15 protein-coding genes are annotated in these 20,753 nt (G+C 73.7%); 9 read left to right on the top strand and 6 right to left on the bottom strand.

The window, feature by feature from the left end:
* The first annotated feature begins 3 nt into the window (after positions 1-3).
* Positions 4-2,835 (top strand): DEAD/DEAH box helicase, encoded by a 2,832-nt coding sequence (locus OYE22_RS04585; protein ID WP_277319209.1) that lies wholly within the window; start codon positions 4-6, stop codon positions 2,833-2,835.
* A gap of 200 nt (positions 2,836-3,035) precedes the next feature.
* Here the strand turns inward: OYE22_RS04585 and OYE22_RS04580 are convergent, their stop codons facing one another.
* Positions 3,036-3,896, bottom strand: coding sequence for a siderophore-interacting protein (locus OYE22_RS04580; protein ID WP_277319208.1), 861 nt, complete (start codon positions 3,894-3,896; stop codon positions 3,036-3,038).
* Positions 3,897-3,941: 45 nt separating this feature from the next.
* Entirely contained in the window at positions 3,942-4,874 is a 933-nt protein-coding gene (locus tag OYE22_RS04575; protein WP_277323978.1) for a 5'-3' exonuclease, read from the bottom strand.
* Positions 4,875-5,130: 256 nt separating this feature from the next.
* Here OYE22_RS04575 and OYE22_RS04570 point away from each other — a divergent pair, with 256 nt between their 5' ends.
* From OYE22_RS04570 to OYE22_RS04560, 3 genes are all read left to right on the top strand, one after another.
* Entirely contained in the window at positions 5,131-6,387 is a 1,257-nt protein-coding gene (locus tag OYE22_RS04570) for a glycine betaine/L-proline ABC transporter ATP-binding protein (RefSeq protein ID WP_277319207.1), read from the top strand.
* Positions 6,380-8,995: an ABC transporter permease/substrate binding protein gene (locus tag OYE22_RS04565; RefSeq protein ID WP_277319206.1), complete on the top strand. Its 2,616-nt coding sequence runs from the start codon at positions 6,380-6,382 to the stop codon at positions 8,993-8,995. The genes OYE22_RS04570 and OYE22_RS04565 overlap by 8 nt, the downstream gene beginning before the upstream one ends.
* A gap of 156 nt (positions 8,996-9,151) precedes the next feature.
* Positions 9,152-9,949 carry a helical backbone metal receptor gene (locus tag OYE22_RS04560; protein ID WP_277319205.1) on the top strand — a complete coding sequence of 266 codons (798 nt, stop codon included), beginning with the start codon at positions 9,152-9,154 and terminating at the stop codon, positions 9,947-9,949.
* 118 nt (positions 9,950-10,067) lie between these two features.
* On the opposite strand, the gene OYE22_RS04555 is transcribed toward OYE22_RS04560, so the two are convergent.
* A complete protein-coding gene (locus OYE22_RS04555) occupies positions 10,068-11,258 on the bottom strand; it encodes a TDT family transporter (protein ID WP_277319204.1) in 1,191 nt (396 codons plus the stop codon).
* Between the two features lie 70 nt (positions 11,259-11,328).
* On the opposite strand from OYE22_RS04555, the gene OYE22_RS04550 reads away from it, so the two are divergent.
* A complete protein-coding gene (locus tag OYE22_RS04550; RefSeq protein ID WP_277319203.1) occupies positions 11,329-12,285 on the top strand; it encodes a LysR family transcriptional regulator in 957 nt (318 codons plus the stop codon).
* A 235-nt stretch (positions 12,286-12,520) separates the two neighbouring features.
* Here OYE22_RS04550 and OYE22_RS04545 read toward each other — a convergent pair whose 3' ends face one another.
* From OYE22_RS04545 to OYE22_RS04535, 3 genes are all read right to left on the bottom strand, one after another.
* The gene (locus OYE22_RS04545) at positions 12,521-13,258 is read right to left on the bottom strand and encodes a gamma-glutamyl-gamma-aminobutyrate hydrolase family protein (protein ID WP_277319202.1); all 738 of its coding nucleotides are present in this window, start codon (positions 13,256-13,258) and stop codon (positions 12,521-12,523) included.
* A gap of 14 nt (positions 13,259-13,272) precedes the next feature.
* Complete coding sequence (gene eat / locus OYE22_RS04540) at positions 13,273-14,820, bottom strand: ethanolamine permease (protein ID WP_277319201.1); 1,548 nt, start codon at positions 14,818-14,820, stop codon at positions 13,273-13,275.
* Between the two features lie 300 nt (positions 14,821-15,120).
* Positions 15,121-15,885, bottom strand: coding sequence for an FCD domain-containing protein (locus tag OYE22_RS04535; RefSeq protein ID WP_277319200.1), 765 nt, complete (start codon positions 15,883-15,885; stop codon positions 15,121-15,123).
* Between the two features lie 90 nt (positions 15,886-15,975).
* On the opposite strand from OYE22_RS04535, the gene OYE22_RS04530 reads away from it, so the two are divergent.
* The 4 genes from OYE22_RS04530 to OYE22_RS04515 all read left to right on the top strand — a co-directional run bounded on the left by OYE22_RS04530 (position 15,976) and on the right by OYE22_RS04515 (position 20,723).
* The gene (locus OYE22_RS04530; protein ID WP_277319199.1) at positions 15,976-17,343 is read left to right on the top strand and encodes a glutamine synthetase family protein; all 1,368 of its coding nucleotides are present in this window, start codon (positions 15,976-15,978) and stop codon (positions 17,341-17,343) included.
* Positions 17,344-17,354: 11 nt separating this feature from the next.
* Positions 17,355-18,737: an aldehyde dehydrogenase family protein gene (locus OYE22_RS04525; RefSeq protein ID WP_277319198.1), complete on the top strand. Its 1,383-nt coding sequence runs from the start codon at positions 17,355-17,357 to the stop codon at positions 18,735-18,737.
* 1 nt (position 18,738) lies between these two features.
* Positions 18,739-19,554: a 3-oxoacyl-ACP reductase gene (locus tag OYE22_RS04520; protein ID WP_277319197.1), complete on the top strand. Its 816-nt coding sequence runs from the start codon at positions 18,739-18,741 to the stop codon at positions 19,552-19,554.
* A gap of 116 nt (positions 19,555-19,670) precedes the next feature.
* Positions 19,671-20,723, top strand: coding sequence for a DUF2510 domain-containing protein (locus tag OYE22_RS04515; protein ID WP_277319196.1), 1,053 nt, complete (start codon positions 19,671-19,673; stop codon positions 20,721-20,723).
* Positions 20,724-20,753: the final 30 nt, after the last annotated feature.

The following is a 20,753-nucleotide window of genomic DNA, read 5'->3' as shown; positions in this document are numbered from 1 at the left end:
ACGATGACCGACGAGCTATCTCCCGCCGAGCGATACGCCCAGGCCCGCCTCCGGGCGGCCGACCAGGCCACGGCTCTCGCTCCGTTCCGCGAGATGTACGAATTCGGCCTCGATCCGTTCCAGATCGAGGCGTGCCAGGCACTCGAAGCAGGCAAGGGCGTGCTGGTCGCCGCCCCCACCGGCTCCGGTAAGACGATCGTGGGCGAGTTCGCCGTCCACCTGGCCCTCACCCGGGGCCGCAAGTGTTTCTACACCACGCCCATCAAAGCGCTGTCGAACCAGAAGTACAGCGACCTCGTGGAGCGCTACGGCGCCGAGAAGGTCGGCCTGCTGACCGGCGACAACAGCGTGAACTCCGAGGCGCCGGTGGTCGTGATGACCACCGAGGTGCTGCGCAACATGCTCTACGCGGGCTCCCGCTCCCTCGACGGCCTCGGATACGTCGTGATGGACGAGGTGCACTACCTCTCCGACCGGTTCCGGGGCGCCGTCTGGGAGGAGGTCATCATCCACCTGCCGGAGTCGGTGACGCTGGTCTCGCTCTCCGCGACGGTCTCCAACGCCGAGGAGTTCGGTGACTGGCTGGACACGGTGCGCGGCGACACCGAGGTGATCGTCTCCGAGCACCGGCCGGTCCCGCTGTGGCAGCACGTGCTCGCCGGCCGGCGGATATACGACCTCTTCGAGGAGAAGGACAGCCCCGAGGGCCAGCCCGGCACCGGCCGCCGCGAGGTCAACCCCGACCTGGTGCGGCTGGCCCGGATGGAGAACAGCCGCCCCAGCTTCGGCGGGGACAAGCGGCGCGGCCGCTCGATGCGGGAGGCCGACCGGGAGCGGGAGCGCCGCCAGCGCAGCCGGATCTGGACCCCGAGCAGACCCGAGGTGATCGACCGGCTGGACTCGGAGGGGCTGCTCCCGGCCATCACGTTCATCTTCAGCCGCGCGGGCTGCGAGGCGGCCGTCCAGCAGTGCCTGTTCGCGGGGCTGCGGCTGAACGACGACGCGGCGCGCACCCGGGTGCGGACCATCGTCGAGGAGCGCACCGCGTCGATCCCGGACGAGGACCTACATGTACTGGGCTACTACGAGTGGCTTGAGGGCCTGGAGCGGGGGATCGCCGCCCACCACGCGGGGATGCTGCCGACCTTCAAGGAGGTCGTCGAGGAACTCTTCGTCAAGGGCCTGGTCAAGGCGGTGTTCGCGACCGAGACGCTGGCGCTCGGCATCAACATGCCGGCGCGGTCGGTGGTCCTCGAGAAGCTGGTCAAGTGGAACGGCGAGCAGCACGCCGACATCACCCCGGGCGAGTACACGCAGCTCACCGGCCGCGCGGGGCGGCGCGGCATCGATGTCGAGGGCCACGCGGTGGTGCTGTGGCAGCGCGCGATGGACCCGGCGGCGCTCGCCGGCCTCGCGGGTACCCGCACCTACCCGCTGCGCTCCTCCTTCCGCCCCTCGTACAACATGGCCGTCAACCTGGTCTCTCAGTTCGGGCGGCACCGCTCGCGCGAACTCCTGGAGACCTCGTTCGCGCAGTTCCAGGCGGACAAGGCAGTCGTCGGCATCTCGCGGCAGGTGCAGCGCAACGAGGAGGGCCTGGAGGGCTACCGGGCGTCGATGACCTGCCACCTCGGCGACTTCGAGGAGTACTCGCGGCTGCGGCGCCAGCTGAGCGACCGGGAGACGGAGCTGGCCAAGCAGGGCGCGGCGCAGCGCCGGGCGGCTGCGGCCACGGCGCTGGAGAAGCTCAAGCCGGGCGACGTGATCCAGGTGCCGGCCGGGAAGTACGCCGGGCTCGCCCTGGTGCTCGACCCCGGGCTGCCCGCCGGGCGCGCGGGCGGGCACCGTGGCGGCTTCGAGTACCACGACGGGCCGCGCCCGCTGGTGCTCACCGCGGAGCGGCAGGTCAAGCGGCTGGCGGCGATGGACTTCCCGGTCCCGGTGGAGCCGCTTGAGCGGATGCGCATTCCCAAGTCGTTCAACGCGCGCAGCCCGCAGTCGCGTCGCGATCTGGCCTCCGCGCTGCGTACCAAGGCCGGTCACCACGAGCCGCACCGCCGTCGCAAGGAGCGTTCGGCCGCGGCCGACGACACCGAGATCAGCAGGCTGCGCGCGGAGATCCGGGCCCACCCCTGCCACGGTTGCGCGGAGCGCGAGGACCACGCCCGGTGGGCCGAGCGGTACCACCGGCTGCGGCGGGACACCCGGCAGCTTGAGCGGCGCATCGAGGGGCGTACGAACACCATCGCGCGCACCTTCGACCGGATCTGTGCCCTGCTGGCCGAGCTGGGCTACCTCCAGGGCGACGAGGTCACCGAGGACGGCAAGCGGCTGGCGCGGCTCTACGGCGAGCTGGACCTGCTGGCCAGCGAGTGCCTGCGGGACGGGGTCTGGGAGGGCCTGAAGCCGGCCGAGCTGGCGGCGTGCGCGTCGGCGCTGGTCTACGAGGCGCGGGCGGCGGACGACGCGGTGGCGCCCAAGCTGCCCACCGGGGCGTCGAAGCAGGCGCTCACCGAGATGGTGCGGATCTGGGGGCGGCTCGACGCGCTGGAGGAGGACCACCGGATCAACCAGGCGGAGGGCGTCGGCCAGCGCGAGCCGGACCTCGGCTTCGCCTGGGCGGCCTACCGCTGGGCCTCCGGGCACGGGCTCGACGACGTGCTGCGCGAGGTGGAGATGCCGGCCGGCGACTTCGTGCGCTGGTGCAAGCAGCTCATCGACGTGCTGGGGCAGATCGCCGTGGCCGCCCCGCCGGAGGGCACCGTGGCGCGCAACGCGCGCAGGGCCGTGGACGGCCTGCGGCGCGGGGTCGTGGCCTACTCGTCGGTGGGCTGAGCCGGCGGGCCCGGCGCCCGCCCGGCCCTCCGGCCGCCTGGCCCGGCCGGGCCGGTGTGCCGTCAGCCCCGCCACGTGCGCCCGGCGCGCCGCCCCCCGACGGGGCGCGGCGCGCCGGGCGCTTTCGCGGGCCGTGGCCGGCCGTCTCCCGTACCACCCTGGACGGAGACCGGGTCGTACCGGGCACCGAGGGCGTGGGCTCAGGCGTCGGCCTGCCCGCGCTCCTGCTCCGCCTCCACCTGCTGGTTCCACTCCTGCTTGGCCGCCTGCCAGCCGTCCTCGTTGTGGCCCAGGCGCCAGTAGCCGGAGGTGGACAGTCGCTCGCGCGGGATCTGGTGCTCGACGCGCAGTTGGCGGCGCAGCTCCTTCACGAAGCCCGCCTCGCCGTGCACGAAGGCGTGCGGGTCACCGGGCGGGAAGGCGAGGTCGCGGACCGCCTGGGTCAGCTTGGCGCCGACGCGGGCGCCGTCGCGGTGGAGCCAGTGCACGGTGGCGCCCGGCACCTCGGCCAGCGGCTGGCGCTCGGCCTCGTCCGCCACCTCGATGAACACGTGTGCCGGCGCCGGGTGCTCGCTGGCCGCCAGCCGCTCCAGGGAGGCGGCGATGGCGGGCAGCGCGCTCTCGTCGCCGGCGATCAGGTGCCAGTCGGCGTCGGGGGCCGGGGCGTACGCGCCGCCGGGGCCGAGGAAGGAGATCTCCTCGCCCGCCTTGACGCTGGTGGCCCACGGCCCGGCCACGCCCTCGTCGCCGTGCACCACGAAGTCGATCGCCAGCTCGCGGCTGACCGGGTCCCAGGTGCGCACCGTGTAGGTGCGGGTCACCGGCCACTGGTGGCGCGGCATGTCGGCGCGGATCTGCTGGATGTCGAAGGGCTTGGGGTAGTCCACGCCCTCGATCGGGAACAGCAGCTTGACGTAGTGATCGCTCCACTCGCCCGCGCTGAAGTTCGCCAGCCCCGCGCCGCCGAGCACCACGCGCACCATGTGGGGGGTGAGCCGCTCGGTGCGGATCACCTGTCCCCGGTGGAGCTGCGGCTGCTTGCGGGCCGGACGCTCTGTCACGATGCCTCCTGGGAAAGGGAAGTTAGGTTTACCTAACCTAACAGCTTACCTCGCGAGAATGGCGAGCACCCTGTTCAGCGAGGTGCCCAGGCCCCAGCGCTCGGCCAGCGCGTCCAGCGCGGCGGGGTGGCGCGGTGCGGTGGGCAGCGCCGGGTCGTGGGCCGGCAGCGGCACGTCGGTGGCGACCCGGACCACGCGCGGCGCGACGGCGAGGTAGTCGGCGGCCTCGGTCAGCCGCCTGCGCTGGGTGGGGGTGAGCCTGGACGTCGGGTCGGCCACGGCGGCCGTGATGCTGGCCAGGTCGCCGTAGGTGGCCAGCAGCTTGGCGGCCGTCTTCTCGCCGATGCCGGACACGCCCGGCAGGCCGTCGCTGGGGTCGCCGCGCAGCAGGGCCAGGTCCGCGTAGCCGGAGCCGTCCACGCCGTACTTCCCGCGCAGCCACGCCTCGTCCACGGCCTGGAGCGTGCCCACGCCCTTGAGCGGGTAGAGCACGCGGGCCCGCCGCTCGTCGCTGACGAGCTGGTACAGGTCGCGGTCGCCGGTGACGATGTCCACCGGGCCGCTCGCGCGCGTGGCGAGGGTGCCGATCACGTCGTCCGCCTCGTAGCCGGCCACGCCGACCCGGGCGATGCCGATGGCGTCCAGCACCTCCTCGATCACCGGCACCTGCGGCGCGAGGGTGTCGGGGACCTCTTCCTCGTAGTCGCCCGAGTGCGGCGCGTGCTCGCCCTGCGGGGCGGCCGGCTCGTCGGCGACCCGGTGCGCCTTGTACGAGGGGATGAGGTCGACCCGCCACTGGGGTCGCCAGTCGGCGTCCATGCAGGCGACCAGGTCGTCCGGGCGGTGGTCGTCCACCAGGCGGGCGATGAAGTCGAGGAGGCCGCGCACGGCGTTGACCGGGGTGCCGTCCGGGGCGCGGACCGAGTCAGGTACGCCGAAGTAGGCGCGGAAGTACAGGGAGGCGGTGTCGAGGAGCATCAGACGTCGGGTCACGGCCCGATCATGCCGTACGCGTCCGACGCGCGGCGCTTGTGAGGTGGGACACAAAGAGTTTGCTCGGGGACGTTCGGGGCAGGCGCCGACCCGGAGCGGACCCTGTAGCGCATTCAACTATTGCATTGGGCACGTGGTCAGGCGGGCCGAAACCGCCCGCTCCACGACCTGTCTCTCGCCCCCGGCGGGAAGCCCCCACCGGGGGCTGGGTCGTTTCTTGAGTTCGACCCGAGAGGTGTATGTGTCCAGGCTGCGAGCCGAGCACTTGTACAAGGTCTTCGGTAGGCGACCGAAGGCGGCCGTAACCGCCCTGGAAGGGGGCGCCAGCCGCGACGAGCTGCGCTCCCAGGGGACGACGGCGGCCGTTATCGACGCGTCGTTCGCCGTCGAGGCGGGCCAGATCTTCGTTGTCATGGGGCTGTCCGGATCGGGCAAGTCGACCCTGCTGCGCATGTTGAACGGACTCCTTGAGCCGACCGCGGGGCAGGTGCTCTACGACGGCACGGACCTGACCCGGTTGAGCGCGCGCGAACTGCGCGAGGTGCGCTCGCGGAAGATCAGCATGGTCTTCCAGCACTTCGCGCTCTTCCCGCACCGCAGCGTGCTGGAGAACGCGGCCTACGGGCTCGAGGTGCAGGGCATACCGCGTGCCGACCGCGAGGCCCGCGCCAAGGAGGCCCTGGAGCTGGCCGGCCTCGCCGGCTGGGAGGACTCCTGGCCCGACGAGCTGTCCGGCGGCATGCAGCAGCGCGTGGGCCTGGCCCGCGCGCTGGCCACCGACGCCGACCTGCTCCTGATGGACGAGTCGTTCAGCGCGCTCGACCCGCTGATCCGGCGCGACATGCAGGACCAGCTCCTGGAACTGCAGAAGCGGCTCAAGAAGACCATCGTCTTCATCACCCACGACCTCAACGAGGCCATGCGGCTCGGTGACCAGATCGCCGTGATGCGCGACGGCCGGATCGTCCAGATCGGCAACGCGCAGGACATCCTGGTCACCCCGGCCAACGACTACGTGGCCTCCTTCACCCAGGACGTGGACCGCTCCCGGGTGCTCACCGCGGGCGCCATCATGGCCGATCCCGCCAGCGCGCTCGCCACCACGGACGGCTCCGCGCCGCGCACCGCGCGCGAGGTGCTGGCCGCCGCGCCGGCCACCGTGCTGGCCGACACCCCGATCATCGAGCTGTTCGCGCCCTGCTCGGCCAGCTCCGAGCCGGTCGCCGTGGTGGACGAGGCGGGCGAGCTGATCGGGCTCGTGCCGGCCGCCCGGCTGCTGGCCGTGCTCGGCGAGCCCACCCAGACCGCCGAGCCCACCGCCGCGCCACCGGGCCCACGCCCGGGCGAGGACGCCGCGGGCCAGGACGCCGCGGACAAGAACGACAACGGCGCCAAGAGCGCCAGGAGCGACACGGGCAAGGGTGACGTGAACAAGGACGCCGCGAACGGCTCCACGGGCAACGGCACGGCCGAGGGCAAGGTGACCGCGGGTGCCTAGGCTCGACATCGGCAAGTGGATCGACTCGGGGATCACCTGGCTCAGGGAGAACCTCGACTGGCTCTTCGACTTCATCGCCAAGGTCGTCGACGGCATGTACGAGGGCGTGCACGACGTCCTCTCCGCGCCCGAGCCGCTGCTCTTCGCGGGCATCCTGGCGGTCATCGCCTGGTGGCTGCGCGGACTGGTCGCGGGCGTGGTGGCCTTCGCGGGCTTCGCCCTCATCGACTCGATCCAGCAGTGGGACGAGGCGATGGAGACCCTGTCGCTGGTGCTGGTCGCCGGCTTCATCACCATCGTGATGGCGGTCCCGCTCGGCATCTGGGCCGCGCGCAGCCGCACGGTCAGCACGGTGCTGCGGCCCGTCCTCGACTTCATGCAGACGATGCCCGCCTTCGTCTACCTGATCCCGGGCATCTTCTTCTTCGGCGTGGGCGTGGTTCCCGGAGCCATCGCCACCGTCGTCTTCGCGATGCCGCCCAGCGTGCGGATGACCGAGCTGGGCATCCGACAGGTGGACGAGGAACTGGTCGAGGCCGCCGAGGCGTTCGGCACCAGCCCGCGCCGCACCCTGGTGCGCGTACAGCTCCCGTTGGCGCTGCCCACCATCATGGCCGGCGTCAACCAGGCCATCATGCTGGCCCTGTCCATGGTCGTCATCTCCGGCATGGTCGGCGGCGGCGGGCTCGGCTCCTCGGTCTTCGAGGCGATCAGCTCCGTGGACGTGGCCCTCGGCTTCGAGGGCGGCCTCGCGGTGGTCATCCTCGCGATGTACCTGGACCGCATGACCGGTGCGCTCGGCGAGCGGGTCTCGCCGCTGGGGCGCCGCGCCATCGCCAAGCGCAACGCCGCGGCCACCAGCGGTCTCAAGGTCCTCCAGTGGCGGCCGGCGACCTCGCTCGCCACGGTCGGCGTCGTGGTGCTCGCGCTCGTCGCGGGCGGCATGAACGTCTTCGGCGAGGACGAGAAGGGCCCCGAGGTCACCGCCGACGTCGGCAAGGGCCGCTCGCTGAACATCGGCTACATCAACTGGGACGAGGGCGTCGCCTCCACCTACCTGTGGAAGGAAGTCCTCGAACAGCGCGGCTTCAAGCCCAAGGTGCAGTCGTACGAGGTCGGCGCGCTCTACACCGGCATGGCCGCGGGCGACATCGACGTGCAGACCAACTCCTGGCTGCCGGTCACCCACGAGTCGTACTGGAAGAACTACCGCGACAAGCTGGACGACCTCGGCTCGTGGTACGGGCCGACGTCGCTTGAGGTCGCCGTCCCCTCGTACGTCAAGGGCGTGGAGACCCTTGAGGACCTCAAGGGCAAGGGGAGCACCTTCAAGGGCAAGATCATCGGCATCGAGCCCGGCGCGGGCGAGATGAAGCTGATGAAGGACAAGGTGCTGCCCGGCTACGGGCTGGACAAGGAGTACAAGCTCGTCAGCGGCTCCACCGCCGGCATGCTCTCCCAACTGGAGCGCTCCTACGCCAAGCGGGAGCCGGTCGCGGTCACCCTCTGGTCGCCGCACTGGGCGTACAGCAAGTACGACCTGACCAAGCTGAAGGACACCAAGGGCGCGTTCGGTGCTGGTGACCGCCTGCACATGCTGGCGCGCAAGGGCTTCGCGCAGAAGGAGCCGCGGGTCGCCGAGTGGATGAAGGGCTTCAAGCTCGACGAGAAGCAGCTCACCACGTTGGAGCAGGCGATCCAGGACGCCGGCAAGGGCAACCAGCAGCAGGGCGTGCGCGCCTGGCTGGAGAAGAACCCGGGCATGATCGACAAGATCGCCCCGGTCGCCGGCGCCGAGGCCAAGGGCAAGCAGGCGGGCGCCGCGCCGCGCATCGGCTACTTCCCGTGGGACGAGGACATCGCCACCACCTACCTGTGGAAGAACGTCCTGGAACGCCGCGGCTACAAGCCGTCGATCAAGCAGTACGACGTCGGCTCGATGTTCACGGGAATGGCGGCCGGCCAGATCGACGTCGAATTCGACGGCTGGCTACCGGTGGCCCAGAAGCAGTACTGGGACAAGTACAAGCACAACCTCGTCGATATCGGCGCCTGGTACGACAAGACCTCGCTCGAACTGGCGGTGCCCTCCTACGTCAAGGACGTGAAGTCCCTCGCGGACCTCAAGGGCAAGGGCGACAGGTTCAAGGGCAAGATCGTCGGAATCGAGCCGGGCACCGGCCAGATGAAGCTGCTCAAGGACAAGGTGCTGCCGGCGTACGGCCTGGACGGCGAGTACGAGGTCACCAGCGCCGGATCGCCCGCGATGCTGGCCGAACTGGAGCGCTCGTACAAGAAGCGTGAGCCGATCATCGCCGTGCTGTGGACCCCGCACTGGGCCTACAGCAAGTACGAGCTGACCAAGCTCGCCGACCCGAAGAAGGCGTTCGGCGAGAACAACGAGATCCGTTCGCTCGGGCACAAGTCCTTCCCGAAGAAATATCCGGAGTTCTACGGGTGGTTGAAGGAATGGCACATGACCGAGAAGGAACTCGCCGGCCTTGAGGCGTCCATTCAGGACGCCGGCAAGGGCAAGGTCGAGGAGGGCGTACAGAAATGGATGGACGCCCACCCCGGAATCGTCGACAAGATGGCGCCGGTGAGGTAACCGCCCGCTGACCCGCCCCGCGGCACGGCCGCTCACGAGGCGGCACGAGGCGCCCGCGCATCGCGCGTGGTCGCCCCGTGCCGCAGCCGCGGGGCCTCCGCACGCCGCCGTGGTCCGGAATCCTCCGGGCCACGGCGGCGCCGTACGGTGGGGCACATGCCTGGACCCAGCCGACCCGAAGGCCCCGACCGCACCGACCGTCCCCACCGCCCCACCCGCCGCCCGGCCGTCCGGCGGGTGGTCTCCCTCGTGCCCTCGCTCACCGAGGCGGTGGCGACCACCGCCCCCGGGCTGCTCGTCGGCGCCACCGACTGGTGCAGCCACCCGACCGACCTCGTGGTCGAGCGCGTCGGCGGCACCAAGAACCCGGACACCGCGCGCATCGCGGCCCTCGCCCCCGACCTGGTCATCGCCAACGAGGAGGAGAACCGCGAACCGGACCTGGCCGCCCTGCGCGCCGCCGGGCTCGACGTCTGGGTCACCGAAGTGCGCGACCTGGAGCAGGCGTTCAGCGAACTGCACCGGGTGCTCGTGGACGGCTGCGGGCTGGCCAGGCCCGACTGGCTCGACGCGGCCGAGCGCGCCTGGCGCCAGGTGGCCGCGGACGCCGCTGGCCAGCGGCGCAGTGCCGTGGTGCCGGTGTGGCGCCGGCCCTGGATGGTGCTCGGCCGCGACACCTTCGCCGGTGACCTGCTAGCGCGCCTCGGCGTCCACCAGGTGTACGCCGACCACGCCGAGCGCTACCCCCGCGTCCCGCTGGAGGAGTTGCGGGCCAGCGGCGCCGACCTGGTGGTGCTGCCCGACGAGCCGTACCGCTTCACCGCGGACGACGGGCCCGAGGCGTTCCCCGACCTGCCCGCCGCGCTGGTCAGCGGGCGCCATCTCACCTGGTACGGGCCGTCGTTGGTGGCCGCCCCGACGGTACTGGCCGACGCGCTGCGGCGGGCCCGCTGAACCGCCGGCCGCCCAGCGGGGTCCCGCGCAGGGGCGCGGCGGGGCACGCGGGCGCGGCCGGGTCGCCGGCTCGGCTGATCCCGGCCCTTGAGGCTTGGTACAAGGCTTAGTACGAGACTCAGAGCCGGGCCCGAGCCGGGGACGGGGACAGAGCCGGCGCCACGGGCGGAGTGGCGACCGGGGCTGGGGCCGGGGCCGTGGTCGGCTCGGGCGGCAGCAGGGCGCCGCTGATCACGCCGCGCGCGGTGCGCACCAGCGCCACCGCCCAGGCCGCGACGAGCACCCCGTACAGCCCGACCGCCAGCCACCGCAGCGCCGCCAGCTCCGTGTGCCGGGCCAGCCCGGCGGCGCCGGTCACGCAGGTGCCGACGGGGAAGGTGAACGCCCACCAGGTCATCGCGAACGGCATGCCGCGCCGCGCGGCCCGCACCACCAGCGCCCCGGCCAGCGCCAGCCACCACAGCGCGAAGCCCATCACCGGCACCCCGTACAGCGGCGCGAAGCCGGCCAGCGCGCTCGCGTGATCGGCGCGCAGGGCGGCGGGCGCGGCGTCGGCCAGGTTGGTCACGGCGGTCGTGGACTGGCCCAGCGGCCCGAGCACCAGGAACAGCGTGGGCGTGAGCGCGGGGGTCGGCGGCCCGTACCGCAGCAGGCCGGCGACGATGGCCGGCAGCAGTACCAGCGTGGCCAGCAGGCTCAGCCCGAACTGCGCGGAGCAGACCAGCAGCAGCGCGGCCCGCCACTGGCCGGCGGGCAGGTGCGAGGCGAGCGGCGGGCCGGTGGCGGCGGACACCATCGGCGCGACCACCGGCAGCAGCCACACCGGCGAGGCGTCGCGCGGGCCGATGCGGTGCCGGGTGATCAACAGGTACGGAATGCCCGCCGCGGCCAGCAGGCCGACGGCCGTGCCCACCACCCACAGCGCTCCGGCCACCACGACGGCGGCCCCCGTGCCGACGAGGTCCCGGCCGACCGCGAGGGTGCCCGCGCCGACCGCGAGCAGCGCCATCGCCAGACACCCGTAGAAGGGGGCGACGGCCGGGTCGAGCAGGTGCGCCCGGGCCCGGTCGGCGTGGCGGGCCCAGTGCACGGCGCGCGCGACCAGCAACGCCACCAGGAGCAGCACCGACAGCGCCCACACCGCGCCGCACGCCGCGCGCGCCCCCGGCACGTGGGCCGGCAGGGCGACACCGGCCGTGGCCACGATGGCGGTGCCCATGACGGTGGCGTACCAGTTCGGCCCGAGCGGGCGCACGCTGATCCGGTCGGCGACGAGCGGGCGCGGGCCCGCGGGAGCGAGGGTGACCATGCCCCCACCGTGCCCCGCCCGCACCGCGCTGACCAGGACCCTTGTGGCTATGAGGACATAAGCTGAGATTATGAGCGAGGCGGACGAGAACAGCGTGAGCGGGGGAGCGGACGCCCCGCGGGCGCCGCTCGCCCACCGGGTGCCCGACCTCGGCGCCCTGGAACTACTGCTCGCCGTCGCCCGGCTCGGCAGCCTGGGGCGCGCCGCGCGGGAGACCGGCATCAGCCAGCCCGCGGCCAGCGGCCGGATCAGGGCCATGGAGCGGCAACTCGGGGTCACCCTGGTGGAGCGCTCGCCGCGCGGCTCGCGGCTGACCGACGCCGGGACGCTGGTGACCGAGTGGGCGCGGCGCGTCGTCGAGGCGGCCGAGGCGTTCGACGCGGGCGCGCACGCGCTGCGCGACCGCCGCGACTCGCGGCTGCGGGTCGCGGCGAGCATGACCATCGCCGAGTACCTGCTGCCCGGCTGGCTGATCGCGCTGCGCGCCAGCCGGCCCGGGACCGCGGTGTCGCTGTTCGCGGGCAACTCGGCCGTGGTCGCCCGCCGACTCCAGGACGGCGAGGCCGACCTGGGCTTCGTAGAGGGTACGGGGGCGCCGGCCGGACTGGACGGGGCGGTCATCGGCCGGGACCGGCTCGTGGTCGTCACCGCCCCCGCCCACCCCTGGGCGCGGCGCCGCGCCCCGGTCCCGGCGGCCGAACTCGCGGCCACCCCACTCATCCTGCGCGAACGCGGCTCCGGCACCCGACAGGTGCTGGACGCGGCTCTGCGCGCGCACGGCGGCCTCGCCGACCCGCTGCTCGAACTGGCCTCCACCACCGCGGTCAAGTCCGCCGCCGTCAGCGGCGCCGGCCCCGCCGTCCTGAGCGAACTCGCGGTGGGCGACGAACTGTCGGCGCACCGCCTGGTGGAGATCCCGGTCGACGGAGCACCCCTGCGCCGCGAACTGCGCGCCGTCTGGCCGACCGGCCAACGCCCCGCCGGCCCGGCGCGGGAGTTGCTGGGCCTGACGCGGCGGGGTGGGTAGCGGGGTGGGTGGTGCTGGGGCGGAGTGGTGGTCCGGTGGGCGGTGTGGTCAGCGGCGCGGGTCGGCGATGCTCGTCCAGGTACGCGCCTACGCCAGCCACTTCCTCGGATGGTCGGTGTTTCGCATGGCGGTCACGGTAGCCAGCGGGGTCGGTACACACATGGGGCAGTGTCCCTGCATCTGGCGGGCCGTCGCGGAGCAGCCTCCAGGTTGCCGGCCGACCGGCAGGCGACGGCTACCCCACCCGTGCCGACTCGCCCTCCACCTCCCCACCCGCCGCCCGCACCAACGCCCGCATGAGCCGGTCGTCGTCGCCCGCCTCCGGGTGCCACTGGACGGCCAGGGCGAAGGGGCGCGGTTCGGTGAACTCCAGGGCTTCCACGGTGCCGTCGGGGGCGTGGGCCGAGGGGGTGAGGGCGGGGGCGACGCGGTCCACCGCCTGGTGGTGGTAGGTCGGCACGCTCACGGGGGTGGGCAGCAGGCGGGCGGTGAGGGTGCCCGGGACGGGGGTGACCTCGTGGTGGGCGAAGACTCCGGGTGGGCCGGCGTGGTCCGGGTGGCCGACCACGTCCGGCAGGTGTTGGTGCAGGGTGCCGCCCTGGAGGACGTTGAGCAGTTGCATGCCCCGGCAGATGCCGAGCAGCGGTAGGCCGCGGTCGAGGGCCGCCGCGATCAGGGCCAGTTCCCAGGCGTCGCGGGCCAGCGCGGGCGGGCCCGTCATGGGGTGGGGCTCGGCCCCGTAGCGGGCGGGCCGCACGTCGGGGCCGCCGGCGATCACCAGGCCGTCGAGTCGGGCGACCGCCTCGTCGGCCGCGCCCGGCGTCCCGTCCGGCGGCAGCAGCGCGGCCAGGCCGCCCGCGCGCTGTACGAGTTGGTGGTACCCGACCGGCAGCAGCGCGGCGGGCAGGCGCCACACGCCCCAGCGCGCGTCGTCCTCCAGGTAGCTGCTGATGCCGATGAGCGGTTTGGGCACGTCGTCCTCCCGGGTCAGTCGCGGGCCAGCGCCGCCTCGGCCTCCGCGAGGGCCGCGAACTCCTCCTCGGGCGCCGATGCCACCAGCCGGTGCCTGCTGTAGCACGCGAAGTAGACCAGCGCCACGCCGTACACGCCAAGGGCGATCAGCGCCGCCTCCGGATCGACCAGGAATGTCGCCACCAGCGCCGAGCAGGCCAGGGCCAGCGCGACCGAGGAGGTCACCGCGCCGCCCGGGGTGCGGTACGGGCGGCGCAGCCGAGGCTCACGCCGGCGCAGCACGACGTGGGACAGGGCCATCAGGGCGTACGAGATGGTGGCGCCGAAGACCGCCACGTTCAGCATCCGCGCCCCGTCTCCGGTCGCCGCGGCCAGCGCGAAGCCCAGCGCCCCGGGGACCACGAGGCCGAGGTAGGGGACCTTGCGGCGGTTGGTGAGCGACAGGACGCGGGGCAGGTAGCCGGCCCGGGAGAGGGCGAAGAGCTGCCGCGAGCCGGCGTAGATCAGCGAGAAGAAGGAGGCGACCAGGCCGGCGAGGCCCGCGTAGTTGACGATCCGGCTGGCTGTGGTGGGCTCGCCGTGTGGTTGCAGCGCCCGCACCAGCGGGTCGCCGACGTCGGCGATGGCGGCCGCGCCGCGCGCACCGGTCGCGGTCACGAAGGTGACGAGCGCGAGCAGCAGCAGGATGCCGAGCGACCAGGCCATCGCCCGGGGCAGGGTGCGCGCCGGGTCGCGGGTCTCCTCCGCCGCCAGCGGCACCCCCTCCACGCCGAGGAAGAACCACATGCCGAACGGGAACGCCGCCCAGATGCCGAGGATGCCGAACGGCAGCCAGGAGCCCGCGCCGAAGGCGTCCTGGTCGACGGGGATGTCGTTGAGCGAGCCCGCGGAGAACTCCGTCGCGGCCGCGCACGCGAAGACGACCAGCGCGGCCACGGCGACGGCGGTCACCGCCAGGACGAACCGCAGCGCCTCGCCCACCCCCCACAGGTGGATGCCGACGAACAGGACGAAGCAGGCCAGGTAGACGGGCCAGCCCGACTCCACGCCGAAGAGGCCGAGCGACTCGACGTACTCGCCGATGAACAGCGCGATCGCGGCGGGGGCCAGCACGTACTCGATGAGGATCGCGGTGCCGGTCAGGAACCCGCCCCAGGTGCCGAGCGCGCGGCGGGCGAAGCCGTAGCCGCCGCCCGCCGTGGGGAGCACCGACGCCAACTCGGCCAGCGAGAACACCAGGCAGGTGTACATCAGCCCCATCAGGACGGCGGCGATGGCCAGGCCGCCGAAGCCCCCCTCGGCCAGGCCCGCGTTCCAGCCGGAGAAGTCGCCCGAGACGACGTACGCGACGCCGAGCCCGGTCAGCAGCAGCGGGCCCGCGCTGCCCCGGCGCAGGGAGCGCCGCTCCAGGTACGCCGCGGCGCGCGGGTCCGCGCCCTCGTTCGGGTCCGCCGCGCGGGCCGAGGGCACGGCGGGCGGGAGCGCCGGGCCGTGGCCCCGCTCCGGTCTCTCCGGCTCGTCGCCGCCCGCGGGTGAGGTGGTCAGCTCAGGTTCGTCGGCCATGGGCCGCTCCCGCCTGCCGGAGGAAAGGTGTGACTGCATACCATTGCGGCCCCGCCCGTGGCCGCGCAAGACCCGCGCACGGGTCACGGGCAGGCGCCGGTCGGCCGCGCGCCGAACCCGCGCGCCCCGGCGTACGCGCCGCCCGCCCGCGGCCCACCGAGCCGCCACCCGTGGCTCCGTCGCCACGGTTCCCCGCCAACGGCCCAGCCCCGTACGGCGGTTGCGCGCGGGCGGCCGACGCGGCGGTGACGCGCGCGAGGCTGACGCGGCGGTGACGCGCGAGGGAGCCCGGCGCGGCGGCTAGGACAGGAAGCCGCGCAGCAGCGCGGCCGTGCCCGCGCAGTGCTCGCGCATGATCTCGCGGGCGCCGTCCGCGTCGCCGTCGAGCACCGCCTCGGCGAGCGCGGCGTGTTGGGCCTGCGAGTGCTCCACGTTCCGCACCAGCAGCGGGATGCAGTCGAGCAGGTTGTTGAGGCGGGCCCGCACCGCCGCGTACTCGGCGGCGAGCGAGGGGGAGCCGGTCAGGCCCGCGAGGGCGAGGTGGAAGAGCGTGTCCGCCCTGCGGTAGTCCTGCGGCGCCGCGTCGCGCGTGCCGTCCAGCGCCTCCCGCACCCGCCGCCGCTGCTCCGGGCCCAACTCGTGGGTCGCGCACAGGCCCGCCGAGCCCACGTCCAGCACCTCGCGGAAACGCAGCGTGTCCTCCACGTCCACGTCCGCCCCCCGGCGCCGCAACTCCGCCCGGGGGCCGCCCGTCGCCGGCCTGGCCAGCACGAACGTGCCCCCGTACCGGCCGCGTCTGCTCTCCACCAATCCCTGGTCCTGGAGGACCTTCAACACCTCGCGCAGGGTCACCCGGCTGATCCGCAGCCGCTCGGCCAACTCCCGTTCGGAGGGCAGTCGTTCGCCCTCCGGTACCAGGCCGAGCCGGACGACCTGGAGTATCTGCTCCAGCGCCTCCTCGAAGCCGTTGCCGGCGCGCACCGGCCGCAACACCGGTACCAGGTGGGTCAGTCGCGCGGGCCCGTGCGGTGGCGCGCTCCGCTGTGCGTTCGTCCCGGTGTCCATCGACCCGCCCTCCCGGCCACGGCTACTTCCCAACCAATGGTCTACGGGCCTACCTTATGACCTTCGGACGCACCGACAGGAGGCACGCCCGTGGCAGTTCGCACGCCCCCGCTCCCGGTCGAAGAGTTGCGCCGGCTCGTGGCAGCCGGCGAGATCGACACCGTCGTCCTCGCCTTCACCGACATGCAGGGCCGGCTCCAGGGCAAGCGGTTCGCGGCCCGGTTCTTCCTCGACCAGGTGCTGGAGCACGGCACGGAGGGCTGCACGTACCTGCTCGCCGTCGACGTCGACATGAACACCGTGGACGGCTACGCCATGTCCTCCTGGGACCGTGGCTACGGCGACTTCGCCATGCGGGGCGACCCGGGCACGCTGCGCCGCATCCCCTGGCAGCCGGGCACCGCCATGCTCATCGCCGACCTCGGCTGGCACGACGGCACCCCGGTGCCCGCCTCGCCCCGCCAGGTACTGCGCCAGCAGCTCGACCGGCTCGCCGAGCGCGGCTGGAGCGCCTACGCGGGCACCGAGCTGGAGTTCATGATCTTCCAGGACAGCTACGAGGAGGCGTGGGACGCCGCGTACCGCGGCCTGACCCCGGCCAACCAGTACAACGCCGACTACTCCGTGCTCGGCACCGCCCGGGTGGAGCCGCTGCTGCGCCGCATCCGCCTGGAGATGGACGCGGCCGGCATGACCGTGGAGTCCGCGAAGGGCGAGTGCAACCTCGGCCAGCACGAGATCGCCTTCCGCTACGACGAGGCGCTCACCACCTGCGACCAGCACGCCATCTACAAGACCGGCGCCAAGGAGATCGCGGCCCAGGAGGGCAGCGCGCTCACGTTCATGGCCAAGTACGACGAGCGCGAGGGCAACTCCTGCCACATCCACCTCTCGCTGCGGGACGCGGACGGGTACCCCGTACTCGCCGACGACGGCGCCCCGTACGGCATGTCCGCCACCATGCGGCACTTCCTGGCCGGCCAGCTCGCGGCCATGCGCGAACTGACCCTCCTCTACGCCCCCAACATCAACTCCTACAAGCGGTTCCGGCCCGGGTCCTTCGCGCCCACCGCGGTCGCCTGGGGCCCCGACAACCGCTCCTGCGCGCTGCGCGTCATCGGCCGCGGCCCGGGCCACCGGCTGGAGAACCGGCTCCCCGGCGGCGACGTCAACCCCTACCTCGCCGTCGCCGGCATGATCGCCGCCGGGCTGCACGGCGTCGACCAGGCGCTGGAACTGCCCGAGCCGGTCACGGGCAACGCCTACGCGAGCGACGCCGAGCGCGTGCCGGCGACCCTGCGCGAGGCCGCCGACCTGTGGCGCGGCAGCACCCTCGCGCGCACCGCCTTCGGCGACGAGGTGGTCGAGCACTACCTGCGCATGGCGCACGTCGAGCAGGAGGCGTACGACACCGCCGTCACCGACTGGGAGCGCTTCCGCTCCTTCGAACGCATGTGAGGAGACCACCGTTGGCCAACGCGGAGTTCCCGACCGAGCACCAGGTCGTCAACCCGACGACCGAAGAGGTCATCGCCACCGTCGTCGCCACCACCCCACGGCAGGTCACGGCCGCCGTGGCGCGGGCCGTGGCGGCCCAGCGCACCTGGGCCGCGCTGGCCCCCGGCGAGCGGGCCCGAGCGCTGCGCGCCTTCGCCCAGACCGTCGACCAGCACGTCGAGGAACTCGCCGACATCGAGGTGCGCGAGGCGGGCCACCCCGTCGGCAACGCGCGCTGGGAGGCCGGCAACGCCCGCGACCTGCTCGACTACGCGGCCGGGGGAGTGGAGCGGCTGCTGGGCCAGCAGATTCCCGTCCCCGGCGGCATCAACGTCACCTTCGCCGAACCGCTCGGCGTGGTCGCCGTCATCGCGCCGTGGAACTTCCCGCTGCCGATCGCCGCCTGGGGCCTGGCCCCGGCGCTCGCCGCCGGCAACGCCGTCCTCCTCAAGCCCGCCGAGGCCACCCCGCTCAGCGCGCTGCGGCTGGCCGAACTCGGCCGGGAGGCCGGGCTGCCACCCGACCTGTTCCAGGTGCTGCCGGGCGCGGGGCCGGTGGTGGGCACCGCGCTCGTGGACCACCCCGACGTCGCCAAGGTCGTCTTCACCGGCTCGTCCGCCGTCGGCCGGCAGCTCATGGCCCGCTGCGCGCCCCAGGTCAAGCGGCTCACGCTGGAACTCGGCGGCAAGAGCCCCAACATCGTCTTCGCCGACGCCGACATCGAACGCGCCGCCCGCGCCGCCCCCGCCTCCTTCCTCGACAACAGCGGCCAGGACTGCTGCGCCCGCAGCCGCGTCCTGGTCCAGCGATCCGTCTACGACCGCTTCCTGGAACTCCTCGAACCGGCCGTGCGGGACTTCCGGGTGGGCGACCCGGCCGACCCCGCGACGGAGATGGGCCCGCTGATCTCCGCGGCCCACCGGGAGCGCGTGCGCTCCTTCGTCCCCGAGGACGCCCCCGCCGCCATCCGTGGCCGGGTCCCGGCCGGCAAGGGCTTCTGGTATCCGGCCACCGTCCTGGAGGCCGCGCCCGACAGCCGGGTGGCCACCGAGGAGGTCTTCGGGCCGGTCGCGGTGGTGCTCCCGTTCGAGGACGAGGCCGACGCGGTACGGCTGGCCAACGCCACCGACTACGGCCTGGCCGGCTCGGTGTGGACCCGCGACGTGGGCCGCGCCGTCCGGGTGGCCCGCTCCGTCGCGGCCGGCAACCTCTCCGTCAACTCGCACAGCAGCGTGCGCTACTGGACCCCCTTCGGCGGCTTCAAGCACTCGGGGCTCGGCCGCGAACTCGGCCCCGACGCGCTCGCGGCCTTCACCGAGACCAAGAACGTCTTCATCAGCACCGAGGAGAACTGACGTGAGTGACACCCCGGCCGCGCGGCCATCGGCCGCCGCGAGCGCTCCGCTCTGTCGCCGCCTGGTGGACCGTACGGCCGTGATCACCGGCGCCGGCAGCGGCATCGGCCTGGCCACCGCCCGCCGACTGGCCTCCGAGGGCGCGCGCGTGGTCTGCGCCGACATCGACGAACGGGCCGGCGAGGCCGCGGCCGACGAGGTCGGCGGCCTGTTCGTACGCGTGGACGTCACCGACCAGGACCAGGTGGAGGCCGCGTTCCGGGCCGCGCACGACGCCTTCGGTTCGGTGGACATCGCCTTCAACAACGCCGGCATCTCGCCGCCCGACGACGACTCGATCCTCACCACCGACCTGGCCGCCTGGCAGCGCGTCCAGCAGACCAACCTCACCTCCGTCTACCTGTGCTGCAAGGCGGCCCTGCCCTACATGCGGGCCCAGGGCAGGGGCTCGATCATCAACACCGCCTCCTTCGTGGCCGTCATGGGCGCGGCCACCTCGCAGATCAGCTACACCGCCTCCAAGGGCGGCGTCCTCGCGATGTCGCGCGAGCTGGGCGTGCAGTTCGCCCGCGAGGGCATCCGGGTCAACGCGCTGTGCCCGGGCCCGGTGAACACCCCGCTGCTCAAGGAGCTGTTCGCCAAGGACCCCGAGCGCGCGGCCCGCCGCCTGGTGCACGTGCCCGTCGGCCGGTTCGCCGAGCCGGAGGAGATCGCCGCCGCGGTGGCCTTCCTCGCCAGCGACGACGCGTCGTTCGTCAACGCCGCCGAGTTCCTGGTGGACGGCGGCATCGCCGGGGCGTACGTGACCCCGCTCTAGCCGGGCCGCCCCAGCCGGGCCACGGTGCGAGGCGCCAGCACCCCGCGCGCCGCGCGGAGTTGGCCGCCGCGCCGGTGTCCCGCGCCCCGGGCTGGCCATAGGGTGCGGGGGTGAGCATGACGACACCTCCCGGCTGGTACCCCGACCCCGACCACCAGGGCCACGGGCCCGCCCCCGAGCGCTGGTGGGACGGGGCCGGGTGGACTGAGGGGCGCCGCAGCGCGCCCTCGGTGCACGACGCGCAGACCATGCTGTCGGCACCCGGCGCCTACGCCCCCGCGCCGCCGCCCCCGGGCACGGCTCCGTACGGCACGCCGCAGGGGCATGCCCTCTATGGCCCACCGCCGGGGCAGCCACCGGGCTATCCGGGCGCCCCGCCGCCCGCGGGCCCGCCCACCGGCCGTGGCAGGCGCGGTGCGGTGCTCGCGGGCGTGGCCGTCGTCGTGGTCGCCGCCGTCGTGGCGGGCGCCATCGCTCTGTGGGGCGGCGACGACGGCGACAAGGGCGAGAAGGCCGGGCCGAACCCCTCGCTCGGCGTGCCCGGGCCGAGCGGGGGATCGGGCGACGACGGCGACGGGGCCTCTGGATCGCCGCGGGCGCCGGAGCCCGACGGCCGGATGGCCGTCGACCCGGCGAACGGCATCGCCGTGCCGGTCCTCGACCAGTGGACCGCGTCCCCGCCGGGCGCGGACGGCCTCGGCATCACCACCTCGCCCTATCCGTGCCCGGGCGACGGGGCCTCGCGCTGCGTGCGCGGCGGCGTGTTCACCTTCGGCGCCGCCGGCAAGGGCTACCGGTCCCAGACGCCCGAGGGCATCGCCCGGGAGGACATCGCGCGCAACGCCGAGGAGTCGTACGGCGCCGGCCAGAACAACGGCAAGCCGGCCGCGTACGGCGGGCTCGACGGGCACCAGGAGCTGAAGGCGGAGGAGGTCATGGTCGCCGGCCAACGCGGGTACCTGGTGCGGTGGAAGGCGGAGACCAAGAAGGGCGACGACGGCTACGTGCAGAGCGTCGTCTTCCCCGAGCCCGGCCAGCCGGCGGCCGAGGCGGACCTGGTCGTCGTGCGGCTCGGCTTCGACGTCAGCTCCGCGGCCCCGCCGCTGTCGAGCATGGACGAGATCATCCGCGGCATCGAGCCGGCGACGGGCGACGGCGAGGGCGTGTGAGCCGGGTGGCGGCCCGCACCGCGCGGGCCG

The sequence above is a fragment of the Streptomyces sp. 71268 genome, assembly GCF_029392895.1.
Lineage (GTDB): Bacteria > Actinomycetota > Actinomycetes > Streptomycetales > Streptomycetaceae > Streptomyces.
This window is presented reverse-complemented; position numbering and strand designations above follow the sequence as displayed.

Coding starts and splice junctions, on each gene's coding strand:
- OYE22_RS04585 (WP_277319209.1), top strand. CDS start 4: ATGACCGACGAGCTATCTCCCGCCGAGCGATACGCCCAGGCCCGCCTC.
- OYE22_RS04575 (WP_277323978.1), bottom strand. CDS start 4,874: ATGCTCCTCGACACCGCCTCCCTGTACTTCCGCGCCTACTTCGGCGTA.
- OYE22_RS04560 (WP_277319205.1), top strand. CDS start 9,152: ATGCCTGGACCCAGCCGACCCGAAGGCCCCGACCGCACCGACCGTCCC.
- OYE22_RS04555 (WP_277319204.1), bottom strand. CDS start 11,258: ATGGTCACCCTCGCTCCCGCGGGCCCGCGCCCGCTCGTCGCCGACCGG.
- OYE22_RS04550 (WP_277319203.1), top strand. CDS start 11,329: ATGAGCGAGGCGGACGAGAACAGCGTGAGCGGGGGAGCGGACGCCCCG.
- eat (WP_277319201.1), bottom strand. CDS start 14,820: ATGGCCGACGAACCTGAGCTGACCACCTCACCCGCGGGCGGCGACGAG.
- OYE22_RS04535 (WP_277319200.1), bottom strand. CDS start 15,885: ATGGACACCGGGACGAACGCACAGCGGAGCGCGCCACCGCACGGGCCC.
- OYE22_RS04515 (WP_277319196.1), top strand. CDS start 19,671: ATGACGACACCTCCCGGCTGGTACCCCGACCCCGACCACCAGGGCCAC.